This window comes from Pelagicoccus sp. SDUM812003 (assembly GCF_031127815.1).
Lineage (GTDB): Bacteria > Verrucomicrobiota > Verrucomicrobiia > Opitutales > Opitutaceae > Pelagicoccus.
Genome location: NZ_JARXHY010000013.1, coordinates 14,303 through 29,662, shown reverse-complemented (window position 1 = coordinate 29,662; position 15,360 = coordinate 14,303). Strand labels below are relative to the sequence as shown.

Here is a 15,360-nt window from a genome sequence, read left to right as displayed (position 1 = left end):
GACCTTCCCCTTGGCTTTCATTGACTTAGGGGAAATGCTTGCCAGTGAAAGACAATCCCAGATAGGCGCCTTCATTCAGGCGGCTGGTTCCGCTCGCACCACCGAGTTGGCTAAGAAGTTTAGCGTAACCGAAGAAACAATACGTCGCGACTTCGAAGCCTTGCACGAAGCAGGCATCATTCAGCGCACCCATGGAGGCGCTATCGCCCTGGACCATCCGCGCCGCACCCTCAGCGCGGATCAGCGCTCGATCCGCAACGTGGAAGCGAAACGCGTCATCGCGACCATCGCCACCGACTTGGTGCGCCCCCGGGAAATCATCTTCATCGACGCCAGCTCCACCGCCCTGCAATTCGCCATGGCCTTGCCCGACATCGACCTGAAGATCATCACCAACGCTCACGACGTCATCGCCGCGCTCGCGGAGCGCAAATCCATTTCAGTGGTCGGTACCGGAGGCAACTTCGACCGCGAATCGCGTTCCTACGTCGGACCGCAAGTGGCCGAATGCACCGCCCGCTACCACATCACGAAGATGTTCTTCTCCTGCGACGGCATCGACCCGGAAAAAGGAGCCAGCGAGCAGGACGAATCGCAGGCCCTTCTCAAGCAGGCTGTGCTGGAGCACGCCGATCAAGCATTTCTGCTGGCCGACTCCAGCAAATGGAGACGCCGTTCCGCCTACTACTTCTGCCCCTGCGCCCGTATCAGCGGTATCATTACAGAGGCGAAGGAACTCTTCACTGGCGACAGCGGCCAGAGCGACCTGCAAATCATCTCCGAATAGAGGTTCCCCGGCCAGCGCCATCAAAGCATGTGGCCCCAATTCGGCGACCTACAAGGCTGTCCCTCCGCCAACCCGCCCGAGCAAAAAGGGCCGTCCCACCCACAGTGAAACGGCCCTTAACTACCCAGAACCTAAGCGTAAAAATGACTCCGGCGACTTAGCTGACCTTGGCGAACGTGTTCTGAAGCGCTCGCGCAGAGGCCACGAGGCCTTGCTTTTCCTTAGGCCAAAGCTCCAGCTCAACATGGCCTAGCACGCCTTTGCGACCCACCACCGTTGGAACGCTGATGGATACGTTGCGCAGCCCGTAGGCGCCCTGCTGCAGCGAAGAAACGGGAAGCAGCTGCTTCTTATCCAAAGCGATGGTGTGCACCACCTCCGCGATGGTTTGCCCGACAGCCCAGCCCGCTCCGCCCTTGCGGCGGATGACCTCGGCCCCGGATCCCTTGGCGCGTTCGAAAAGCTTGTTTTGGAAACTGGCGTTGTAGCCCTTGAGTCCGGCCATGGGCATGCCATTGACCGTGGCGCTCGACCAGATGGGAAGCATGCTATCGCCGTGCTCGCCGAGGATGAGAGCCTTCACCTGAGTGGGAGCCAGTCCGAGATCCTGAGCGATCAGTGAACGGAAGCGAGCCGTGTCCAGCATGGTGCCTAAGCCGATAACCTGCTGCCATGGCCAGCTCAGTTCCTGAATTGCCATCTGGGTCAGGATGTCCACCGGATTGGATACCACGAAGATCAAGGCGTCCGAGCGCAGCCCTGAGGTTTTCAGACTCTCCAGAATCTGGCGGAAGAGCGAGACGTTGCGATTGATCAGATCGAGGCGCGATTCGTCCGGCTTGCGGCGAAGCCCGGCGGTGATGACCACGATATCGCTGTCCGCCGCCCGCAGGTAGTCGCCAGCATAGATGCGCTGGTCGGCGATGGAGGAACTGCCGTGCAGCAGATCGAGGGCCTCCCCTTCCGCGAGGTCCTGATTCGCATCAAGTATCTGGATTTCCGATACGATTCCCGCGCACTGCAGCGCGAATGCCGCGTTCGATCCTACGCGACCGCCTCCTCCGATAATGGTTACTTTCATCTGCCTACGCTCCAATCTGTTTTAGGATTTCATTGGTGATGCGATGAATCAAGCGCTCCGCATCGTCGTCCACGCCGCCTCCTTGCGGAGCGGTCGGCGTCTCTTCGGTGGTCGAGCGGCATGCCATGCCTGGGCGGAATCCATCATTCTGACAGAGTTCACACTCCTGCCAATCAGCACGCGGATCGCTCATGCCGAGCGACTTGCGCAAAGCGATAAGTTCCTTCGCCTGCTTGCCGGAGATGGGAGTCAGTTCGTTGCCGAGCTGCGATGCCACCCAAATCGTCTTACAATACGACTCGGTGTTCTCCATTTTCCAATACGCGTCTTCGATGTCCTTGCCCCAAGTGATCACCCCATGGTTCAGCATCAAGACCGACATATGCCCCTTCTTCGCTGCTTCGCCCACGACCGTGGCGTTTTCAGGCGTGCCGGGAGTCTGGTATTCCGCCATGCCGATCTGACCGAGGAACACTTCCGCCTCCGGAATCAAACATGTCGGAGGCTGCACCTTGGCCACCGCATACGCTGTGGCGTGTGGCGGGTGGGCGTGGCAGCAGGCCTTGGCCTCCGGCACCCGCTTCATGATAGCGAGGTGCGTCATGGCTTCGCTGGTACGCTTGTACTTGCCCGCCAGCTGCTTGCCATCGAGGTCGACCAAGCACATGTGCTCGGGCTTCATGAAGCCCTTTGAAATCAGAGTCGGAGTGCAGAGACAAAGATTGTCGCCTACCCGAACGGTGAGGTTGCCTCCGTTGCCATCGGTGTATTCACGCTTCCACATCCGATCGCCCATTTCGCACATGCGAACCTTGATCGCTTCAATCTCGGGCGAATAGAAAAACGCCTTGATCTCGGCCGGCGTCTTGGGATCAGAACCGGGCGTCCACTTGTATTCGTAATCCGGAACAATCGGCGCCGCATCATCGGCTACGCTTGATTGAGCGCTTACGACCGACTTGGATCCGCCACGATTGAACCCGGCGATCACATCTCTCGCCGAGGGCGTGAGCAAGGCGCCGGATGGCAGCGCTTGTCCCGACTTCAGAAGCGCTTCGGCTTCCTTCGCTGTGATTAACTTTTTCATTTTAAATTCTCTAAATATCGTTCGGCTTGTAGTGTATCCGGTCTATCAATGCGCAGCAGTAGGCATCGATCGGTATCGGATTCTCAAAGGGAGCCGTTGCCTCAGCCCCTTCGGAAAAGGCGATCACATCCCCTCTCCCTGCTCCTAAATTGTCATAAACCACGAGGCTGCTTGCTTTCGCGAGCGGCAGCAGCCCGGCCGTCTTAGCGAGTTGTTCTCTATTAAGCGGCTGAACCATCAGAAAGCGGCCGCCTTTATAGGCTGCATCCTGAGCGCAAAGCGTCACTCGGCCGATCACTTGCCCCATTCTCATGACGCTCGCTCCGCTTCCTCCTTGTCGTCCACGATAGCCAACACTGTGTAGCGAAGCGGCGAATGATCGTCGCCCACCACTTTGCGGGTGTTTAAGCCATCACTGGTCAACATGACGATTTGTCCGAACCCCGCGCCGAGCGTATCAACAGCCAGAATAGGATCTCCCGATGCGACGCCATCGCCGTCCACTGGCTGGCAAATAAGCAAACGCCAGCCTTGCAAACTGCGATGACACACCGTGGTGGTCACATTTCCATCTACTCGGGCGAGGTTCATGTCGTCAACAAGCGTATCGTTTTAGTAAATACGCAGATTATCCACCATCACACAGCGACGCTTTCGCGTGAAGGTCGAGGGAGTCGTGATGCCCTCGCCTGTGGTGGTGGCGATCGAATAGCTCAAGTAGCCCTCGCCTCCCAGGCCGAGACCAGCGACGCTTGGACCGTTTTTCACGAAAACCGTGCAGTCCAGAGCTCGCGCCATCTCAGTCATGCTATTCACATCGTGCGAGTGAATCATGGCCGAGTGCTTGTAATTGTGCTCGGACAGTTTGGCGAGGCGGACGCCTTCGTGCACGTCGCGAACTTTCACGATCGGCATCACTGGCATCATCTGCTCTTCCACTACGAACGGGTTTTCCGCATCGGTGATAGCGTAAATCATCGGTGTATTCGCCGCGACTGACAATCCCGCACGTTGAGCGATCTTAGCCGCGTCCATGCCGACGAGCTCACGGTTCAGCACAGGATGTGAGCAGCCGCCGCCATCTTGCTTGTAAGTGAACACTTCGCCCGTCAGGCGCTCAAGCTGGGCATCGTTCATGCGTGCCGCGCCCGCTTTTTCGAATTCGCGTATGAATCGATCGAATACACTTTCGACTACAAAGACCTGCTTTTCGCCGATACAGAGGAGGTTATTGTCATACGCTCCTCCCGCGATAATATCCTGAGCAGCCTTGGCAATGTTAGCGCTGACGTCTACCAGCACTGGCGGGTTGCCGGGACCAGCGCAAATTGAACGCTTGCCGGACTTCATGGCTGCTTCGACGACCGCCGGCCCACCCGTGATCGCCATCAAACGAACGTGCTCGTTCTGGCAGATCGAGTTGAAGGATTCCAGCGATGGCTTTTCGACGCAGCACACCAAGTTTTTGATCCCGGTCTCGCGCTCGATGGCTTCATTGTAAACGCGGATAGCCTTAGCGGCGGACTTCGCTCCGCCTGGGTGGGGATTGAATACCACCGAATTGCCAGCCGCTACGATATTGATGATATTGCCGCTGAGCGTTGGGACGGAGTGCGTCACTGGAGTGATCGCTCCCACCACCCCGAACGGGGTGTACTCTTCCATGGTGATTCCATGGTCGCCGCTGCGAGCGTCCGGGCGAAGCCATTCCACACCCGGGACAAGCTTCACGATTTCCAGCTTTTCGATCTTGTGCTCGAGACGACCGATCTTGGTCTCCTCGAACTCGTAGATCCCCCACTCTTTGGCATTCTTGGTGCAGAGGGTCTTTACGATCTCCACAACCTTGGAACGGGCTTCGACCCCTTTCTCCTTCAATTGGAGATAGGCATCGTGAGCCGCGGCGCAGGCTTCGTCAGCGTCTTCAAAAACGCCCAGGGCGTTGGAACGGCTCGAACAGGCGCCGCCACAACCGCAGGAGCTGCCAGCGCTGGAGCTCTGAATTGCAGGTGCCGGGGGCGTTCCGTTTTTCGGCAGAGCGCGTATCACCTGCTCGACTACCTGCCTAATCGATTCTTCGTCTAAGAGAGTTTTCATTACGATCACACGTCGATTCCCACGACGCTCTATTCGCTATCTTTTGATGTGTAGATCTTCTTACCGAGAACATCCACCGTATCCACGATGCCTGTGATGACTGCGTCCACCGGCAGATTCTTCATGCCCGACGCTTGTCGAGCGGAACTGCCCTGACAGAACAAGACCATTTCGCCCTTGCCCGCGCCCATCGCATCCACGGCCACGATCGTATTCGATCCGGGGCGCAGCTTGGAGGGATCCGCTTCGTCCACCAGCATCGGACGCAGGATAAGCAACTTGCTGCCCTGCATCGCGTCGTCCTTTTTGGTAGAGACGACGGAGCCAATTACGCGAGCTAAGAACATCAGTTCAGTCCTCGCTTACTTGGCTGCCCGCTTCGCTGCTGGCTTCGCGTTCGGAAGAACACTGGCAACATCGTCATGAGGACGAGGGATAACCTGTACGCTAACGACTTCGCCAATGGTTTGAGCGGCCTGGGCGCCTGCGTCGGTCGCAGCTTTCACCGCAGCCACATCGCCAGTCACGATCGCAGTGACAAGAGCGCTGCCTACCTGCTTCATAGGGCCGACGAGTTCCACGTCCGCCGCCTTCAACATAGCGTCAACGCCATATACCAGAGAGACGAGTCCACGCGTCTCGAGAAGTCCCAATGCTTTTTGTGCCATTGTATTTACTTTCTAAGAATTTGTATTTTTTGAAATTTCGTATCAGACGGCGTCAGTCTTTGGCGCCGCTTTGCAAAAGACGGTAGCATTCGCGCGCCACCACCAGTTCTTCGTTCGCCGGAATCACTAAAACTCGCGTTTTCGATCCCTTGCTTGCGATGTCTCCTTCCTTGCCACGCAGCGATGCGTTCGCTTCCAGATCGAGCTCGAAACCGAGACCGTCGAGATTTGAACAAACCGCTTCGCGCAGCGCCGTATCGTTTTCTCCGATACCAGCTGTGAACACCAGAGCGTCGCATCCACCGAGCTCTAGATAGAACGCTCCGATCCAATGGCGTATGGAATGGGCCAATACATCGAGAGCGAGCTGAGCTCGTTTGTTTCCCTGCTTCGCCGCCTGCCCGATGTCACGCACGTCATTGCTGACGCCGGAAACTCCGAGCAAACCGCTCTGCTTGGTTAGTTGCTTCTCCACTTCCTCGAGGCTCAGCCCTAGCTTCTTCATGGCATAGGGAATCGCCGCCGAGTCGAGATCGCCCACCCGATTATTCTGCGGCAGGCCGCTTTGAGGGCTGAATCCCATGCTGGTGCCGATCGCCACGCCGTTGCGGATACCGGTGACCGAACTGCTGCCGCCAAGGTGGCAGCTGATCACCCGCAGATCGGCGCCCTCGGGGGGTTGCGGCCCCTTTTGGTACAGCGACTGCGCGACCTTCGACACGTCTTCTCTCCCAAGCAGTTGAGCCGAGCGTTCTGCGATGAACTTATGGCTAGCCCCGTGAAATCCGTAGCGACGGATGCCGATGGCCTGCCATTCCTCGGGGATCGCGTAGCTGCGACTTGCCTCGGGAGCGAATTGATAGAAAGCCGTCTCGAACAAGGCGACAAGCGGCGTATTCGGAAGAGCGCTACGGAACTGCTTGATACCGTTAGCGTACGGGATGTTGTGAGCCGGAGCGACCTCCTTGAATCCCTCAAGGGCAGCGATCACCGCATCATCGGCGAAGACGCAACCTGACAGATCCTTTCCGAGCACGGTTTTGAAACCGACCGCGGAAAGCTCTTCGAGATTTTTCAGATGACCGCTCTCCTGCAACGCTTGCAGGCAGGATTCGATAGTCGACGCGTAGTCCTCGACACGCTCATAGCCGCCCGAACAGAGTAGCTCCGCGCCGTCTTCGTTCATCGAATACAGGCGATACTTCAGCGAGGTCGAACCAATGTTTGCGACAAGGATTTTCATCAAGTTTCGAAGCGAACGTTTCGGGAAGCGAGTTGTTTAGGAGGCGATCCAGGAGCCGAGCTTAGCCAGATCGTCGTGCGGACGAGGGATCACCTGCACGCTGACCACTTCGCCTACGCGAGAGGCCGCTTCCGCGCCTGCGTCCACCGCAGCCTTCACTGCCGCGACATCGCCTGCGAAGAATGCTGTCACCAAACCGCTGCCGACTTTTTCCCAGCCAGTGAGCGTAACGTCCGCCGCCTTGAGAGCCGCGTCGCTGCCTTCGACGAGAGAGATAAGCCCCTTCGCCTCGATCATACCAATTGCTTGCTTAGCCATATTGATTTTATGTAGTTAGAAGTTCGTTACACATCGAACTGCTTGAGCAGATCGGAGTGAGGACGAGGGATCACATGAGAGCCCACCAATTCGCCAACGCGAGAGGCTGCTTCGGCGCCAGCTTCCACTGCCGCTTTCACGCTTCCAACATCGCCCTTGGCCAAAACAGTGATGAAGCCACCACCGATTTGTACGTGTTTCACGAGCTCTACGCTCGCAGCCTTGACCATGGCATCGCTGGCTTCAACGCAGCCAACATAGCCCTTGGTTTCGACCATTCCTAATGATTCACTCATAGTTGTATGTGTTTCTGTTGATAGACTTATTTGAAATTCGGATACGCGTTAGCGTCTCGCCTACTTGATCAGTTCGCAGGGCGTCTCGGGACCGAGTCCGCAAGCGTTGCCCTCGTCCGTATCGATATGCACCTCCAGCTTCAGCCCCTCGCCTACGCGAACCAGGATATTGGAGAAGGTCACGCCGAGCTCGCCGCCCACGCGCAGCTTCATCACATCGCCGCCCTTCACACCATAGAACGCAGCATCCTCGGGCGACATGTGCACGTGGGGGGCGGCGCGAATGACGCCCTCGCTCATGTCGAAGAAGCCCTTCGGCCCCATTAGCATGCAACCCGGCGTTCCCTCGATGTTGCCCGAAAGCCGAACCGGAATATCGAAGCCCAGAGCGATGGCGTCGGTGTAGGCCAGCTCGACCTGATTGATGTCACGACACGGGCCCAGAATGCGCAAATTCGATATCACGCGGCTGCGCGGGCCGATCAAAGTGACCGATTCCTTCGCCGCGTAATAGCCATCCTGATACAACCACTTCACGGGAGTGAGCTCGTAGCCCGGACCGAAAAGGGCCTCGACCGCCTCCTGAGTGAGGTGGATGTGACGCGCGCTGACGTTGACAACCAAGGGATTGGGAGCCGCCGCAGTGCGAGGCGTCGGCAGCCCCATGCGGCTGTACACTAGCTCTCTCACGACTTTCTCAATCGCTGCTCGGTTCGGAAGATTGCTCGTTTCTGTTCCCATAAGGCGGAATGTGAAAATTTGGGTTCCAAAGGGGTAAAACCAAAGATTTCAAAGGTTTTGCCGAACAAACACAGATTTATCAAGATAATAGTCGCCTATTTTCTGCGTATCAGCGGGCAGATCTGCGCTTTTTTGCGTTTTTCGAATTATGCCTCCGCCCACGGAAAACGGGTCCGGCACGGCCGCGCGGAGCCAGCGGCCGAAGAATCACCCTACCCGAAAACGGCGGCCACATGGACACCGCGAACCACTGTCAGTTTTTAAACCAACAGAACTGCTTGGCGGCCGGGACCGTGCACGCCTTCGATCAGAATGCCTTCGATGTCGGCGGTTTTGCTTGGCCCCGTCACGAACACGATGGAGGGATCGTCTCCGAATTGGGCCACCGCGTCACCTAGCGTCGCTACGATTTCGGACTTCTTCAGCACCGCGATGTGCACCCAAGGAGCCAGCGCCGCCAGACGATTGCTGGTGACGCGATCCTTCAAAACGACAGTGCCGGTCTCGGCGACACCCAAGCTGGCTCGAGTGATTCCAAACTGGATCGCATCGACGCGGGCTCGGTCGTATTCCGTTCTCGCACCCGCCAGCTCCTCAATGCCTAGCATCGGGAGGACGGATGGATCGATATAGCCGTCGCCCACGTTTTCCGCTTTTAAAAACGTCTTCAAGTCCGCCACGCTCTCCAGCAGCAAGCCGCTGGCTTCCTTCCAACGCTTTGCGAATGTGGCCGCCAGCGTCGCCTCGTCGTTCGCATTCGGGACAAGCCTACTCTTCAGAGCGGCTACCTCGCGCGTATCCGGCAAAGGGGTACGATCGGGAAGAGCCTCGGTTATCTTTCGAACTTTCGAAAGCAGCTGGTTTCTCGTTTCGCTCATTTGGAGTTCTCCTTCCCTTGCGACTTCGCATCATGCTTCAGCCAGGAACGAAACTCGCCCCCCTCAAACGGCGGCAGGTCGTGGTTCTTTTGCCACGCTTTGGCGGACGGGTGAATGTTCAAAAGCGACTTCGGCGTCAGGTTCATGGCGTGTCCGGCGGTCAAGCCAGCCTTCCAGACCAAGGGAGAGCTCGCCGCCATGGCCCATGCTCCAAAGCCTGGCGTGTCGATGCTGGTGCGAGGAGAATGCTCCTCTTTTCCCTTGTTGCGCAAACGAACCAGCAGATCGGGAATCGGAATATCGACCGGACAAACCTCCTGGCAGGCTCCGCAAAGGCTGGATGCCTTGGGAAGATCCGCCAGCTCCGAAAAGCCTCCGCGATTGAGCAAGGGACTGAGCACCGCCCCAACAGGCCCGGGATAAACGTGGCGATAGGCGTGCCCGCTGACCTGTCGATAAACGGGGCAAATGTTCATGCACGCGCCGCAGCGGATGCAGCGCAGGATTTCCCTGCAGTTGCTCTCCAGCACCTTGCTACGCCCATTGTCCAGGAAAACTACGTGCGTTTCCTCGGGCCCCTCCTGCTGCGACTCCGCTTTCGGGCCGCCGATGAACTGAGTGTAGACGGTCAGTCGCTGACCGGTGGCCGAGCGGGCGAGCAGAGAGAGAAACAGTGGCAGATCGCTATCCCTCGGGATAAGCTTCTCGATGCCCACCATGGCGATATGCGTCTTGGTGGCGGCCATGCTGAAGCGTGCGTTGCCTTCGTTGGTCACCAGAACGATGCGTCCTGACTCCGCCACTACGAAGTTAGCCCCCGTCAACCCGACGTCCGCCTCCAAGTACTTCGCCCGCAAGTGCTGGCGAGCCATGGCGGTCAGCTCCTCGGGACTTTCGGTATAGGGCCCGAGCCCTTCGCGCTCGAAACTGGCGGCGATCTCCTTGCGGTTCTTGTGAACGATCGGTGTCACGATGTGGCTGGGATGATCCCCATCGATCTGCACGATGAACTCGCCGAGGTCGGTTTCTACCGCTTCCATGCCGCGCTCTTCCAAGTATGGCACCAGCTCGGTTTCCTCGCTCACCATGCTCTTGGATTTGACCATTTTTCTGGCGCCGCGCTGCACCATGATATCGTGCACGATCCGGTTAGCCTCTTCGCCATCGGCCGCCCAATGCACGTGGACTCCATTGCGTTTTAAGGACGCTTCCGCTTGCTCCAAATAGTCCGCGAGGTGCTCCAGCGTGTGCTGCTTCACCTGCCCGGCCATCTTGCGTACCGCATCCGCATCATCGAACTCCGCGGCGAGGATGTCCATGCGCTTCTCGGCCTTGATCTTGGAGGAGCCGTGCACCGAGGCGCGGGTTTCGGGCTTCATGCCCGCGACAAATCGATCGATATCCTGAACTAGTTTCGCCATCGCTGCTGTTCTCCTATTTTTCTACGCTCTCCAAGGCTTGCAGCAAGATCTGGGCGACGTGCAACCGAGGCGTCTTGATTCCCTGCCGATCCATCATGCCGCCGAAATGCATGGCGCAAGCCATATCCAAAGAAGCGATACAGTCCGGCATGTTCGCGATCAGGTGCTCGATTTTCAACTGTCCCATCTCCTTCGATACATTAGGAAAACTCACTGAAAAGGTGCCGCCAAAGCCGCAGCATTGGTCGAGCTCGCCCACTTCCACGAGCTCCAGGCCCTCTATCGAAGAGAGCAGCTGCACCGCGCTTTCGTAGGCCTTGGTGCCTCGCGTATGGCAACTGCGGTGCAACGCGACCTTTTTCGGGAAACGCCCTTTCCAAGAACCAACTCCCAGCCCTTGCACGATGAATTCGCAAAGCTCCCAAGTCCGGTTCGCCATGGAGCGGGCATCCGCTTCGCCAGACTGACCTTCCATGCAGAGCAGCGCTCCATGACGCGACATGGCCGCGCATGAGCCGGACGGCACCACCACCGGTTCGTTCCCTTTGAAAACCTCCAGCGTATGCTCGACCACCTTGCGGGCGCTTTTCCAATCCCCTGCGTTGTGCGCTGGCTGACCACAGCAGGTCTGGCCTTCCGGGAAATCGATTTCGCAACCGAGATGCTCCAGCACCCGATAGCTGGCCTTGGCGACATCGCCGTAGAAGCTGTCGCACAGGCATGTCGCCATAAACTTGATACGTTTTTCCGCTGTTGTTGGGGTGATCATAGGGATAAATTCGTTTTCGCCAAGGTCTCGGAGCTACGAGCGGGTTGATTCCAGGTCTCGGTCGAGAAGTTTAGCGAATCGCTTGCTCGCCTCTTCGTACAAGGAGCTCTTATTCGGCTCGAAACGCTCGATGGCAAACGAACGCTTCACCATTTCGCGCGCCGAAGCCAGATCCGCCAGCTCCTTGTTCGCGATCAGCTGGCTGCAGATATTGCCGATGGCCGTGGCTTCCGAAGGCCCAGCGTAAACCGGCACACCGAGCGCGTCCGCCGTCATCTGGTTCAGCTGCTCGTTGCGCGAACCGCCCCCAAGGATGTGCAGGCCTTTCAACGGGCGCGGGGCGAAGCGTTGCAGTTTTTCGAATACAAATCGATACTTCAGAGCGAGGCTATCGAAAATGCTGCGAGCTACCTGACCAACGCTCGAAGGCGCAGGTTGTCCGGTCGCCTTGCAGTAGTCGACGATGCGCTGCGGCATGTCACCAGGCGACGAGAAGACGGGGTCGTCCGGATCGAAAAAGCAAGCCATCGGCTCCGCTTCCCGAGTCAGCTGGGCGATCTCCGAGTACTCCAAGTCCTGACCTTTGCGTCTCCATTGGCGCAGGCTTTCCTCGAGCAGCCACATGCCGCAGATATTGGTCAAAAAGCGGACGGATCTCCCGTATCCAATTTCGTTGGACAAACCAGCATCCATCGCTTCAAGGGAGCAGTTCGGCTCTTGCAGCTCCACCCCCATCAAGGACCATGTGCCGGAGCTGAGAATTCCGTAGTCCGGCTCGTTTCCGGAAAGCGCCATGAAGGCGCTGGCCGTGTCGTGCCCCGGAGCCGCCACCACCTCGAAGGCATGGGAGCCTAGCGATTCCTGCACCGAAGCCTGGATCGGCCCCAAGCGCGTGCCCGGCTCGACGATCTTGCCCAAAAGCGAACGCGACACACCTACCGCCTCCAGCAGAGGCTCCGACCAATCGCCCGTTTTCGGATTCAGCATCTGACTCGTGCTGGCGATCGTGCGTTCGGTCGCCTTCACTCCGCTGAGCCAAAAATTGATCAAATCAGGCAAAAACAAAGCTCGATCCGCATGCAAGTAGGCCGTCCTGCCATCGCGAGCCTCCGCCGCGTGCTGGTAGAGCGTGTTGAAGAACATGAAGTCGATTCCCGTTTCAGCGTAGATTCTCTCCTTGCTCAAGGTATCATGCAAATCGTCGGAAACGCCTTCGGTTCGACTGTCCCGGTAGCAGATGGGATTGGCAAGCAGTTCACCCTCCTCGTCGAGCAAGCCATAGTCGACGCCCCACGTATCCACTCCAACGGATACAACGGACTCGCCATAGCGCTGCACCGCTTTGCGCAGCCCTTCCTCGACGCTCGAATAGATGCTAAGAATATCCCAATGCCAATACCTGCCGATTTTTACGGAAGGGGTCTTGAAACGATTCACCTCCTTCAAGCTCAGCTTGCCGTCATTCCACTCCCCAGCCATCACGCGACCGCTGCTGGCCCCGAGATCGACTGCGAGATAGACTTTTCGGCCGGGCTCACTCATACCACATCCCTTGGGCATTCGAAATCTAGGCGTAGGAGCTCGCCTGGGTCAGGCCCAACGCTTCGCGACGGCGAGTGCGTTCCTCTTCGATTTCCCGAGCGTACCCACTCTTTCGGTACGCGATTAGAGGATCGGCTTCCAGCCCCTTGCCGATGCGCCAGTCCTGCAAATAACCGGAAACATCGCTATTGAAGGCTCCCTTCAGCAGGTTTTCCGCATCCACGATTTCACCCCTCAACTGATGACGGGCAAGCATCTCGCGATCGACCAGAGCCGCCTTGGCCCAAAGCTCCTGAGCGGTCATGACCGTTTGGATCATAGCTTCCATCTTCGGTTTCAGGTTGTGCGACTGATCCACCATGTAGGCGACATCTGGATACTTGCCCATTTCCGCTGCATAGCCATGGATCTCGCTGAAGATCCGGAAGATCTGATACGGATCAATGGAGCCGAGGGTCAGGTCGTCATCCGCATAGCGGCGATCGTTGAAGTGGAACCCGCCTAGCATTTCCTCGTCGAGCAACCAGGCCACGATCTGCTCGATGTTCTGGGCATTGTAGTGGTGCCCCGTGTCCACAAGCACCTTGGCTCGCTCGCCGAGCTTCTTGCAAAGGGCGTAGGACATGCCCCAGTCCGCGACGTCGGTGTGGTAGAAGGCGGGCTCGAACGGCTTGTACTCCACCAGCATGGTCTGCGACGGAGCCATGCTTTCGTAACACGCCTTCAGAGCGGACTCGAAGCGACGCTTGCGAGCGCGGATGTCGTCCTGCCCTGGGTAGTTGGTGCCGTCGGCAAACCAATAGGAGATCAGATCGCTGCCGACCGCGGCTCCGATCTCATTGCAATCCTTGGCGTGCTGGATGGCCTGCTCGCGCACCTCCGGGTCAGGGTTTCCGAAGGAACCCAGCTTGTAGGCCTGATCCTGAAAGAGGTTTGGATTGATCGAGCCAACCTTGACTCCCGATTCAGCCGCCATGTCCGCGACTTCCTTCGGATCCTGGCCTTCCTTGAAATCCCAGAGCACGTGAACCGCCACGCTGGGGCAGCAGCCGGTGACCTTGTTGACCATGCCAGCGTCGGCAAACTTGTCGGCGGTGTCGATGGCCGATGCGGGTTGGAAGAACTTGCCGAAGCGCGTTCCGGTATCGGCGAATCCCCAGGAAGGGAGTTCGATCTGCAGCTGGTCGAGAGCCTTGAAAACGGAGTCTTTCACGATGCCAATAGGGTTGGGGTTAAAAAAAAGTGGCCGAACATCGAGCGATTCGCTCGCCTCGAAACAGAATCGGTCAAAAGCCACATGTTAGCAACCTAGAGCCGATTTTGCCATAGACAGAATGACTATTGATATACAATTTCTGACACAATGCCGAGCGACTTCGCCATCTACCTCCCGCGCACCGACGAGCCCTCGGCCTGGATGATCGACATCCTAGGGACGGGGTTCGCCGCCGTCGGTCCCAACGAAGCCTACCCGAGAGACCAACACCCCGAGGATCACAGCTTCGAGTGGAGCAGAGGTCGAACATTGTCGGAATACCAGGTCATCTTCATCGCTCGCGGAAACGGTCTGCTGGAAACGGAAAACTCGGGGGCGATAGCGGTGGAGGCTCCCGCGGTTTTCGTATTGTTTCCCAAGGTCTGGCACCGCTACCGCCCTGCTCCCGAATCGGGCTGGGAGGAGCACTGGATCGCTTTCGACGGGGCCTACGCGGACCGCATTCGAGAGCGAGGAGTGCTCGACCCCAGCTCTCCCCTTCGCCAAGTCGGACACGCGGAGGCGCTGCTCGGACAGTTTCAGCTGGTACAGGAGGAAGTTCGCAGCGAAGCGCTGGGGTTCCGATCCATCGCAGCCTCGGCAATTATACAAATACTGGCACTTTCCACAAATCTCCCCTTGCGCCGAAAGGAAGAGAGCCAAGCCATCCGCTCCGTGATCCGCAAAGCCACCTTCATGCTACGCGAGCACGACCACGCGGCCATCTCCCCAGAGGAAATCGCCGCGAAGTTGAATGTCGGATACACCTACTTTCGCCGCATGTTCAAGCAATACACTGGAATGAGTCCCAAGCAGTACCATTCCCAGCTCAGACTCGAACGAGCCAAACGCATGCTTCTCTACTCGGAAATGAACGTCAGCCAAATCGCGGAAGCCCTCTCCTTCGGCTCCCCGTTTCATTTCTCCAACTGGTTCAAAAAGCTCTGCGCCCAAGCCCCCAGCGACTGGCGCGAATCCAACAGGCCGCAGTGAGCGAGCGATTCAGGCCACGTCCGCACGAAACACCTTCCTAGACGCAAAACAAAACCGAGCCCCCTGTATTCGCTACCACCAAACGCAATGACGACACTCGAGCCACTCCAGTGGCGAGACATCGAACGCAGTTCGACGTAGATGGCGGCGCAACGAAGTGGAGCCGCTCATCGGTACCGAGCGA

At 57.9% G+C, this 15,360-nt stretch carries 18 protein-coding genes; 2 read left to right on the top strand and 16 right to left on the bottom strand.

Annotated features, from left to right (window positions below):
• Window positions 1-34 precede the first annotated feature (34 nt).
• Window positions 35-787 (top strand): DeoR/GlpR family DNA-binding transcription regulator, encoded by a 753-nt coding sequence (locus tag QEH54_RS16560; RefSeq protein ID WP_309019822.1) that lies wholly within the window; start codon window positions 35-37, stop codon window positions 785-787.
• A gap of 157 nt (window positions 788-944) precedes the next feature.
• Here the strand turns inward: QEH54_RS16560 and QEH54_RS16555 are convergent, their stop codons facing one another.
• From QEH54_RS16555 to QEH54_RS16480, 16 genes are all read right to left on the bottom strand, one after another.
• Entirely contained in the window at window positions 945-1,868 is a 924-nt protein-coding gene (locus tag QEH54_RS16555; protein ID WP_309019821.1) for a lactate/malate dehydrogenase family protein, read from the bottom strand.
• A 4-nt stretch (window positions 1,869-1,872) separates the two neighbouring features.
• Complete coding sequence (locus QEH54_RS16550) at window positions 1,873-2,955, bottom strand: class II aldolase/adducin family protein (RefSeq protein ID WP_309019820.1); 1,083 nt, start codon at window positions 2,953-2,955, stop codon at window positions 1,873-1,875.
• Between the two features lie 10 nt (window positions 2,956-2,965).
• A complete protein-coding gene (locus QEH54_RS16545) occupies window positions 2,966-3,262 on the bottom strand; it encodes a EutN/CcmL family microcompartment protein (protein ID WP_309019819.1) in 297 nt (98 codons plus the stop codon).
• Window positions 3,263-3,264: 2 nt separating this feature from the next.
• Window positions 3,265-3,546: a EutN/CcmL family microcompartment protein gene (locus tag QEH54_RS16540; RefSeq protein WP_309019818.1), complete on the bottom strand. Its 282-nt coding sequence runs from the start codon at window positions 3,544-3,546 to the stop codon at window positions 3,265-3,267.
• A gap of 21 nt (window positions 3,547-3,567) precedes the next feature.
• Window positions 3,568-5,052 (bottom strand): aldehyde dehydrogenase, encoded by a 1,485-nt coding sequence (locus tag QEH54_RS16535; protein WP_309019817.1) that lies wholly within the window; start codon window positions 5,050-5,052, stop codon window positions 3,568-3,570.
• A 29-nt stretch (window positions 5,053-5,081) separates the two neighbouring features.
• Window positions 5,082-5,399: a EutN/CcmL family microcompartment protein gene (locus tag QEH54_RS16530; RefSeq protein ID WP_309019816.1), complete on the bottom strand. Its 318-nt coding sequence runs from the start codon at window positions 5,397-5,399 to the stop codon at window positions 5,082-5,084.
• 15 nt (window positions 5,400-5,414) lie between these two features.
• Window positions 5,415-5,720, bottom strand: a complete 306-nt coding sequence (locus QEH54_RS16525) for a BMC domain-containing protein (protein ID WP_309019815.1) — start codon at window positions 5,718-5,720, stop codon at window positions 5,415-5,417.
• 52 nt (window positions 5,721-5,772) lie between these two features.
• Window positions 5,773-6,963, bottom strand: a complete 1,191-nt coding sequence (locus QEH54_RS16520; protein ID WP_309019814.1) for an acetate/propionate family kinase — start codon at window positions 6,961-6,963, stop codon at window positions 5,773-5,775.
• A gap of 36 nt (window positions 6,964-6,999) precedes the next feature.
• Window positions 7,000-7,281 carry a BMC domain-containing protein gene (locus QEH54_RS16515; RefSeq protein ID WP_309019813.1) on the bottom strand — a complete coding sequence of 94 codons (282 nt, stop codon included), beginning with the start codon at window positions 7,279-7,281 and terminating at the stop codon, window positions 7,000-7,002.
• 26 nt (window positions 7,282-7,307) lie between these two features.
• On the bottom strand, window positions 7,308-7,577 hold the full coding sequence (locus QEH54_RS16510; RefSeq protein WP_309019812.1) for a BMC domain-containing protein: 270 nt from the start codon (window positions 7,575-7,577) through the stop codon (window positions 7,308-7,310).
• Window positions 7,578-7,637: 60 nt separating this feature from the next.
• Window positions 7,638-8,318 carry a phosphate propanoyltransferase gene (locus QEH54_RS16505; protein WP_345785668.1) on the bottom strand — a complete coding sequence of 227 codons (681 nt, stop codon included), beginning with the start codon at window positions 8,316-8,318 and terminating at the stop codon, window positions 7,638-7,640.
• 260 nt (window positions 8,319-8,578) lie between these two features.
• Window positions 8,579-9,196: an LUD domain-containing protein gene (locus QEH54_RS16500; RefSeq protein ID WP_309019810.1), complete on the bottom strand. Its 618-nt coding sequence runs from the start codon at window positions 9,194-9,196 to the stop codon at window positions 8,579-8,581.
• Window positions 9,193-10,617, bottom strand: coding sequence for a LutB/LldF family L-lactate oxidation iron-sulfur protein (locus tag QEH54_RS16495; protein WP_309019809.1), 1,425 nt, complete (start codon window positions 10,615-10,617; stop codon window positions 9,193-9,195). Before QEH54_RS16495 ends, QEH54_RS16500 begins: the two co-directional genes overlap by 4 nt.
• 13 nt (window positions 10,618-10,630) lie before the next feature.
• Window positions 10,631-11,386 (bottom strand): (Fe-S)-binding protein, encoded by a 756-nt coding sequence (locus tag QEH54_RS16490; RefSeq protein ID WP_309019808.1) that lies wholly within the window; start codon window positions 11,384-11,386, stop codon window positions 10,631-10,633.
• 33 nt (window positions 11,387-11,419) lie between these two features.
• Window positions 11,420-12,928, bottom strand: a complete 1,509-nt coding sequence (locus QEH54_RS16485) for a rhamnulokinase family protein (RefSeq protein ID WP_309019807.1) — start codon at window positions 12,926-12,928, stop codon at window positions 11,420-11,422.
• Window positions 12,929-12,953: 25 nt separating this feature from the next.
• A complete protein-coding gene (locus QEH54_RS16480) occupies window positions 12,954-14,150 on the bottom strand; it encodes an L-rhamnose isomerase (protein ID WP_345785669.1) in 1,197 nt (398 codons plus the stop codon).
• Window positions 14,151-14,291: 141 nt separating this feature from the next.
• Between QEH54_RS16480 and QEH54_RS16475 the strand changes: the two genes are divergently transcribed.
• Entirely contained in the window at window positions 14,292-15,176 is an 885-nt protein-coding gene (locus QEH54_RS16475; protein WP_309019805.1) for an AraC family transcriptional regulator, read from the top strand.
• Window positions 15,177-15,360 lie beyond the last annotated feature (184 nt).

Excerpts from the sequence above, each read along its gene's own strand:
- QEH54_RS16560 (WP_309019822.1), top strand. The coding sequence starts at position 35 with ATGCTTGCCAGTGAAAGACAATCCCAGATAGGCGCCTTCATTCAGGCG.
- QEH54_RS16555 (WP_309019821.1), bottom strand. The coding sequence starts at position 1,868 with ATGAAAGTAACCATTATCGGAGGAGGCGGTCGCGTAGGATCGAACGCG.
- QEH54_RS16550 (WP_309019820.1), bottom strand. The coding sequence starts at position 2,955 with ATGAAAAAGTTAATCACAGCGAAGGAAGCCGAAGCGCTTCTGAAGTCG.
- QEH54_RS16545 (WP_309019819.1), bottom strand. The coding sequence starts at position 3,262 with ATGGGGCAAGTGATCGGCCGAGTGACGCTTTGCGCTCAGGATGCAGCC.
- QEH54_RS16540 (WP_309019818.1), bottom strand. The coding sequence starts at position 3,546 with ATGAACCTCGCCCGAGTAGATGGAAATGTGACCACCACGGTGTGTCAT.
- QEH54_RS16535 (WP_309019817.1), bottom strand. The coding sequence starts at position 5,052 with ATGAAAACTCTCTTAGACGAAGAATCGATTAGGCAGGTAGTCGAGCAG.
- QEH54_RS16530 (WP_309019816.1), bottom strand. The coding sequence starts at position 5,399 with ATGTTCTTAGCTCGCGTAATTGGCTCCGTCGTCTCTACCAAAAAGGAC.
- QEH54_RS16525 (WP_309019815.1), bottom strand. The coding sequence starts at position 5,720 with ATGGCACAAAAAGCATTGGGACTTCTCGAGACGCGTGGACTCGTCTCT.
- QEH54_RS16520 (WP_309019814.1), bottom strand. The coding sequence starts at position 6,963 with ATGAAAATCCTTGTCGCAAACATTGGTTCGACCTCGCTGAAGTATCGC.
- QEH54_RS16515 (WP_309019813.1), bottom strand. The coding sequence starts at position 7,281 with ATGGCTAAGCAAGCAATTGGTATGATCGAGGCGAAGGGGCTTATCTCT.
- QEH54_RS16510 (WP_309019812.1), bottom strand. The coding sequence starts at position 7,577 with ATGAGTGAATCATTAGGAATGGTCGAAACCAAGGGCTATGTTGGCTGC.
- QEH54_RS16505 (WP_345785668.1), bottom strand. The coding sequence starts at position 8,318 with ATGGGAACAGAAACGAGCAATCTTCCGAACCGAGCAGCGATTGAGAAA.
- QEH54_RS16500 (WP_309019810.1), bottom strand. The coding sequence starts at position 9,196 with ATGAGCGAAACGAGAAACCAGCTGCTTTCGAAAGTTCGAAAGATAACC.
- QEH54_RS16495 (WP_309019809.1), bottom strand. The coding sequence starts at position 10,617 with ATGGCGAAACTAGTTCAGGATATCGATCGATTTGTCGCGGGCATGAAG.
- QEH54_RS16490 (WP_309019808.1), bottom strand. The coding sequence starts at position 11,386 with ATGATCACCCCAACAACAGCGGAAAAACGTATCAAGTTTATGGCGACA.
- QEH54_RS16485 (WP_309019807.1), bottom strand. The coding sequence starts at position 12,928 with ATGAGTGAGCCCGGCCGAAAAGTCTATCTCGCAGTCGATCTCGGGGCC.
- QEH54_RS16475 (WP_309019805.1), top strand. The coding sequence starts at position 14,292 with ATGCCGAGCGACTTCGCCATCTACCTCCCGCGCACCGACGAGCCCTCG.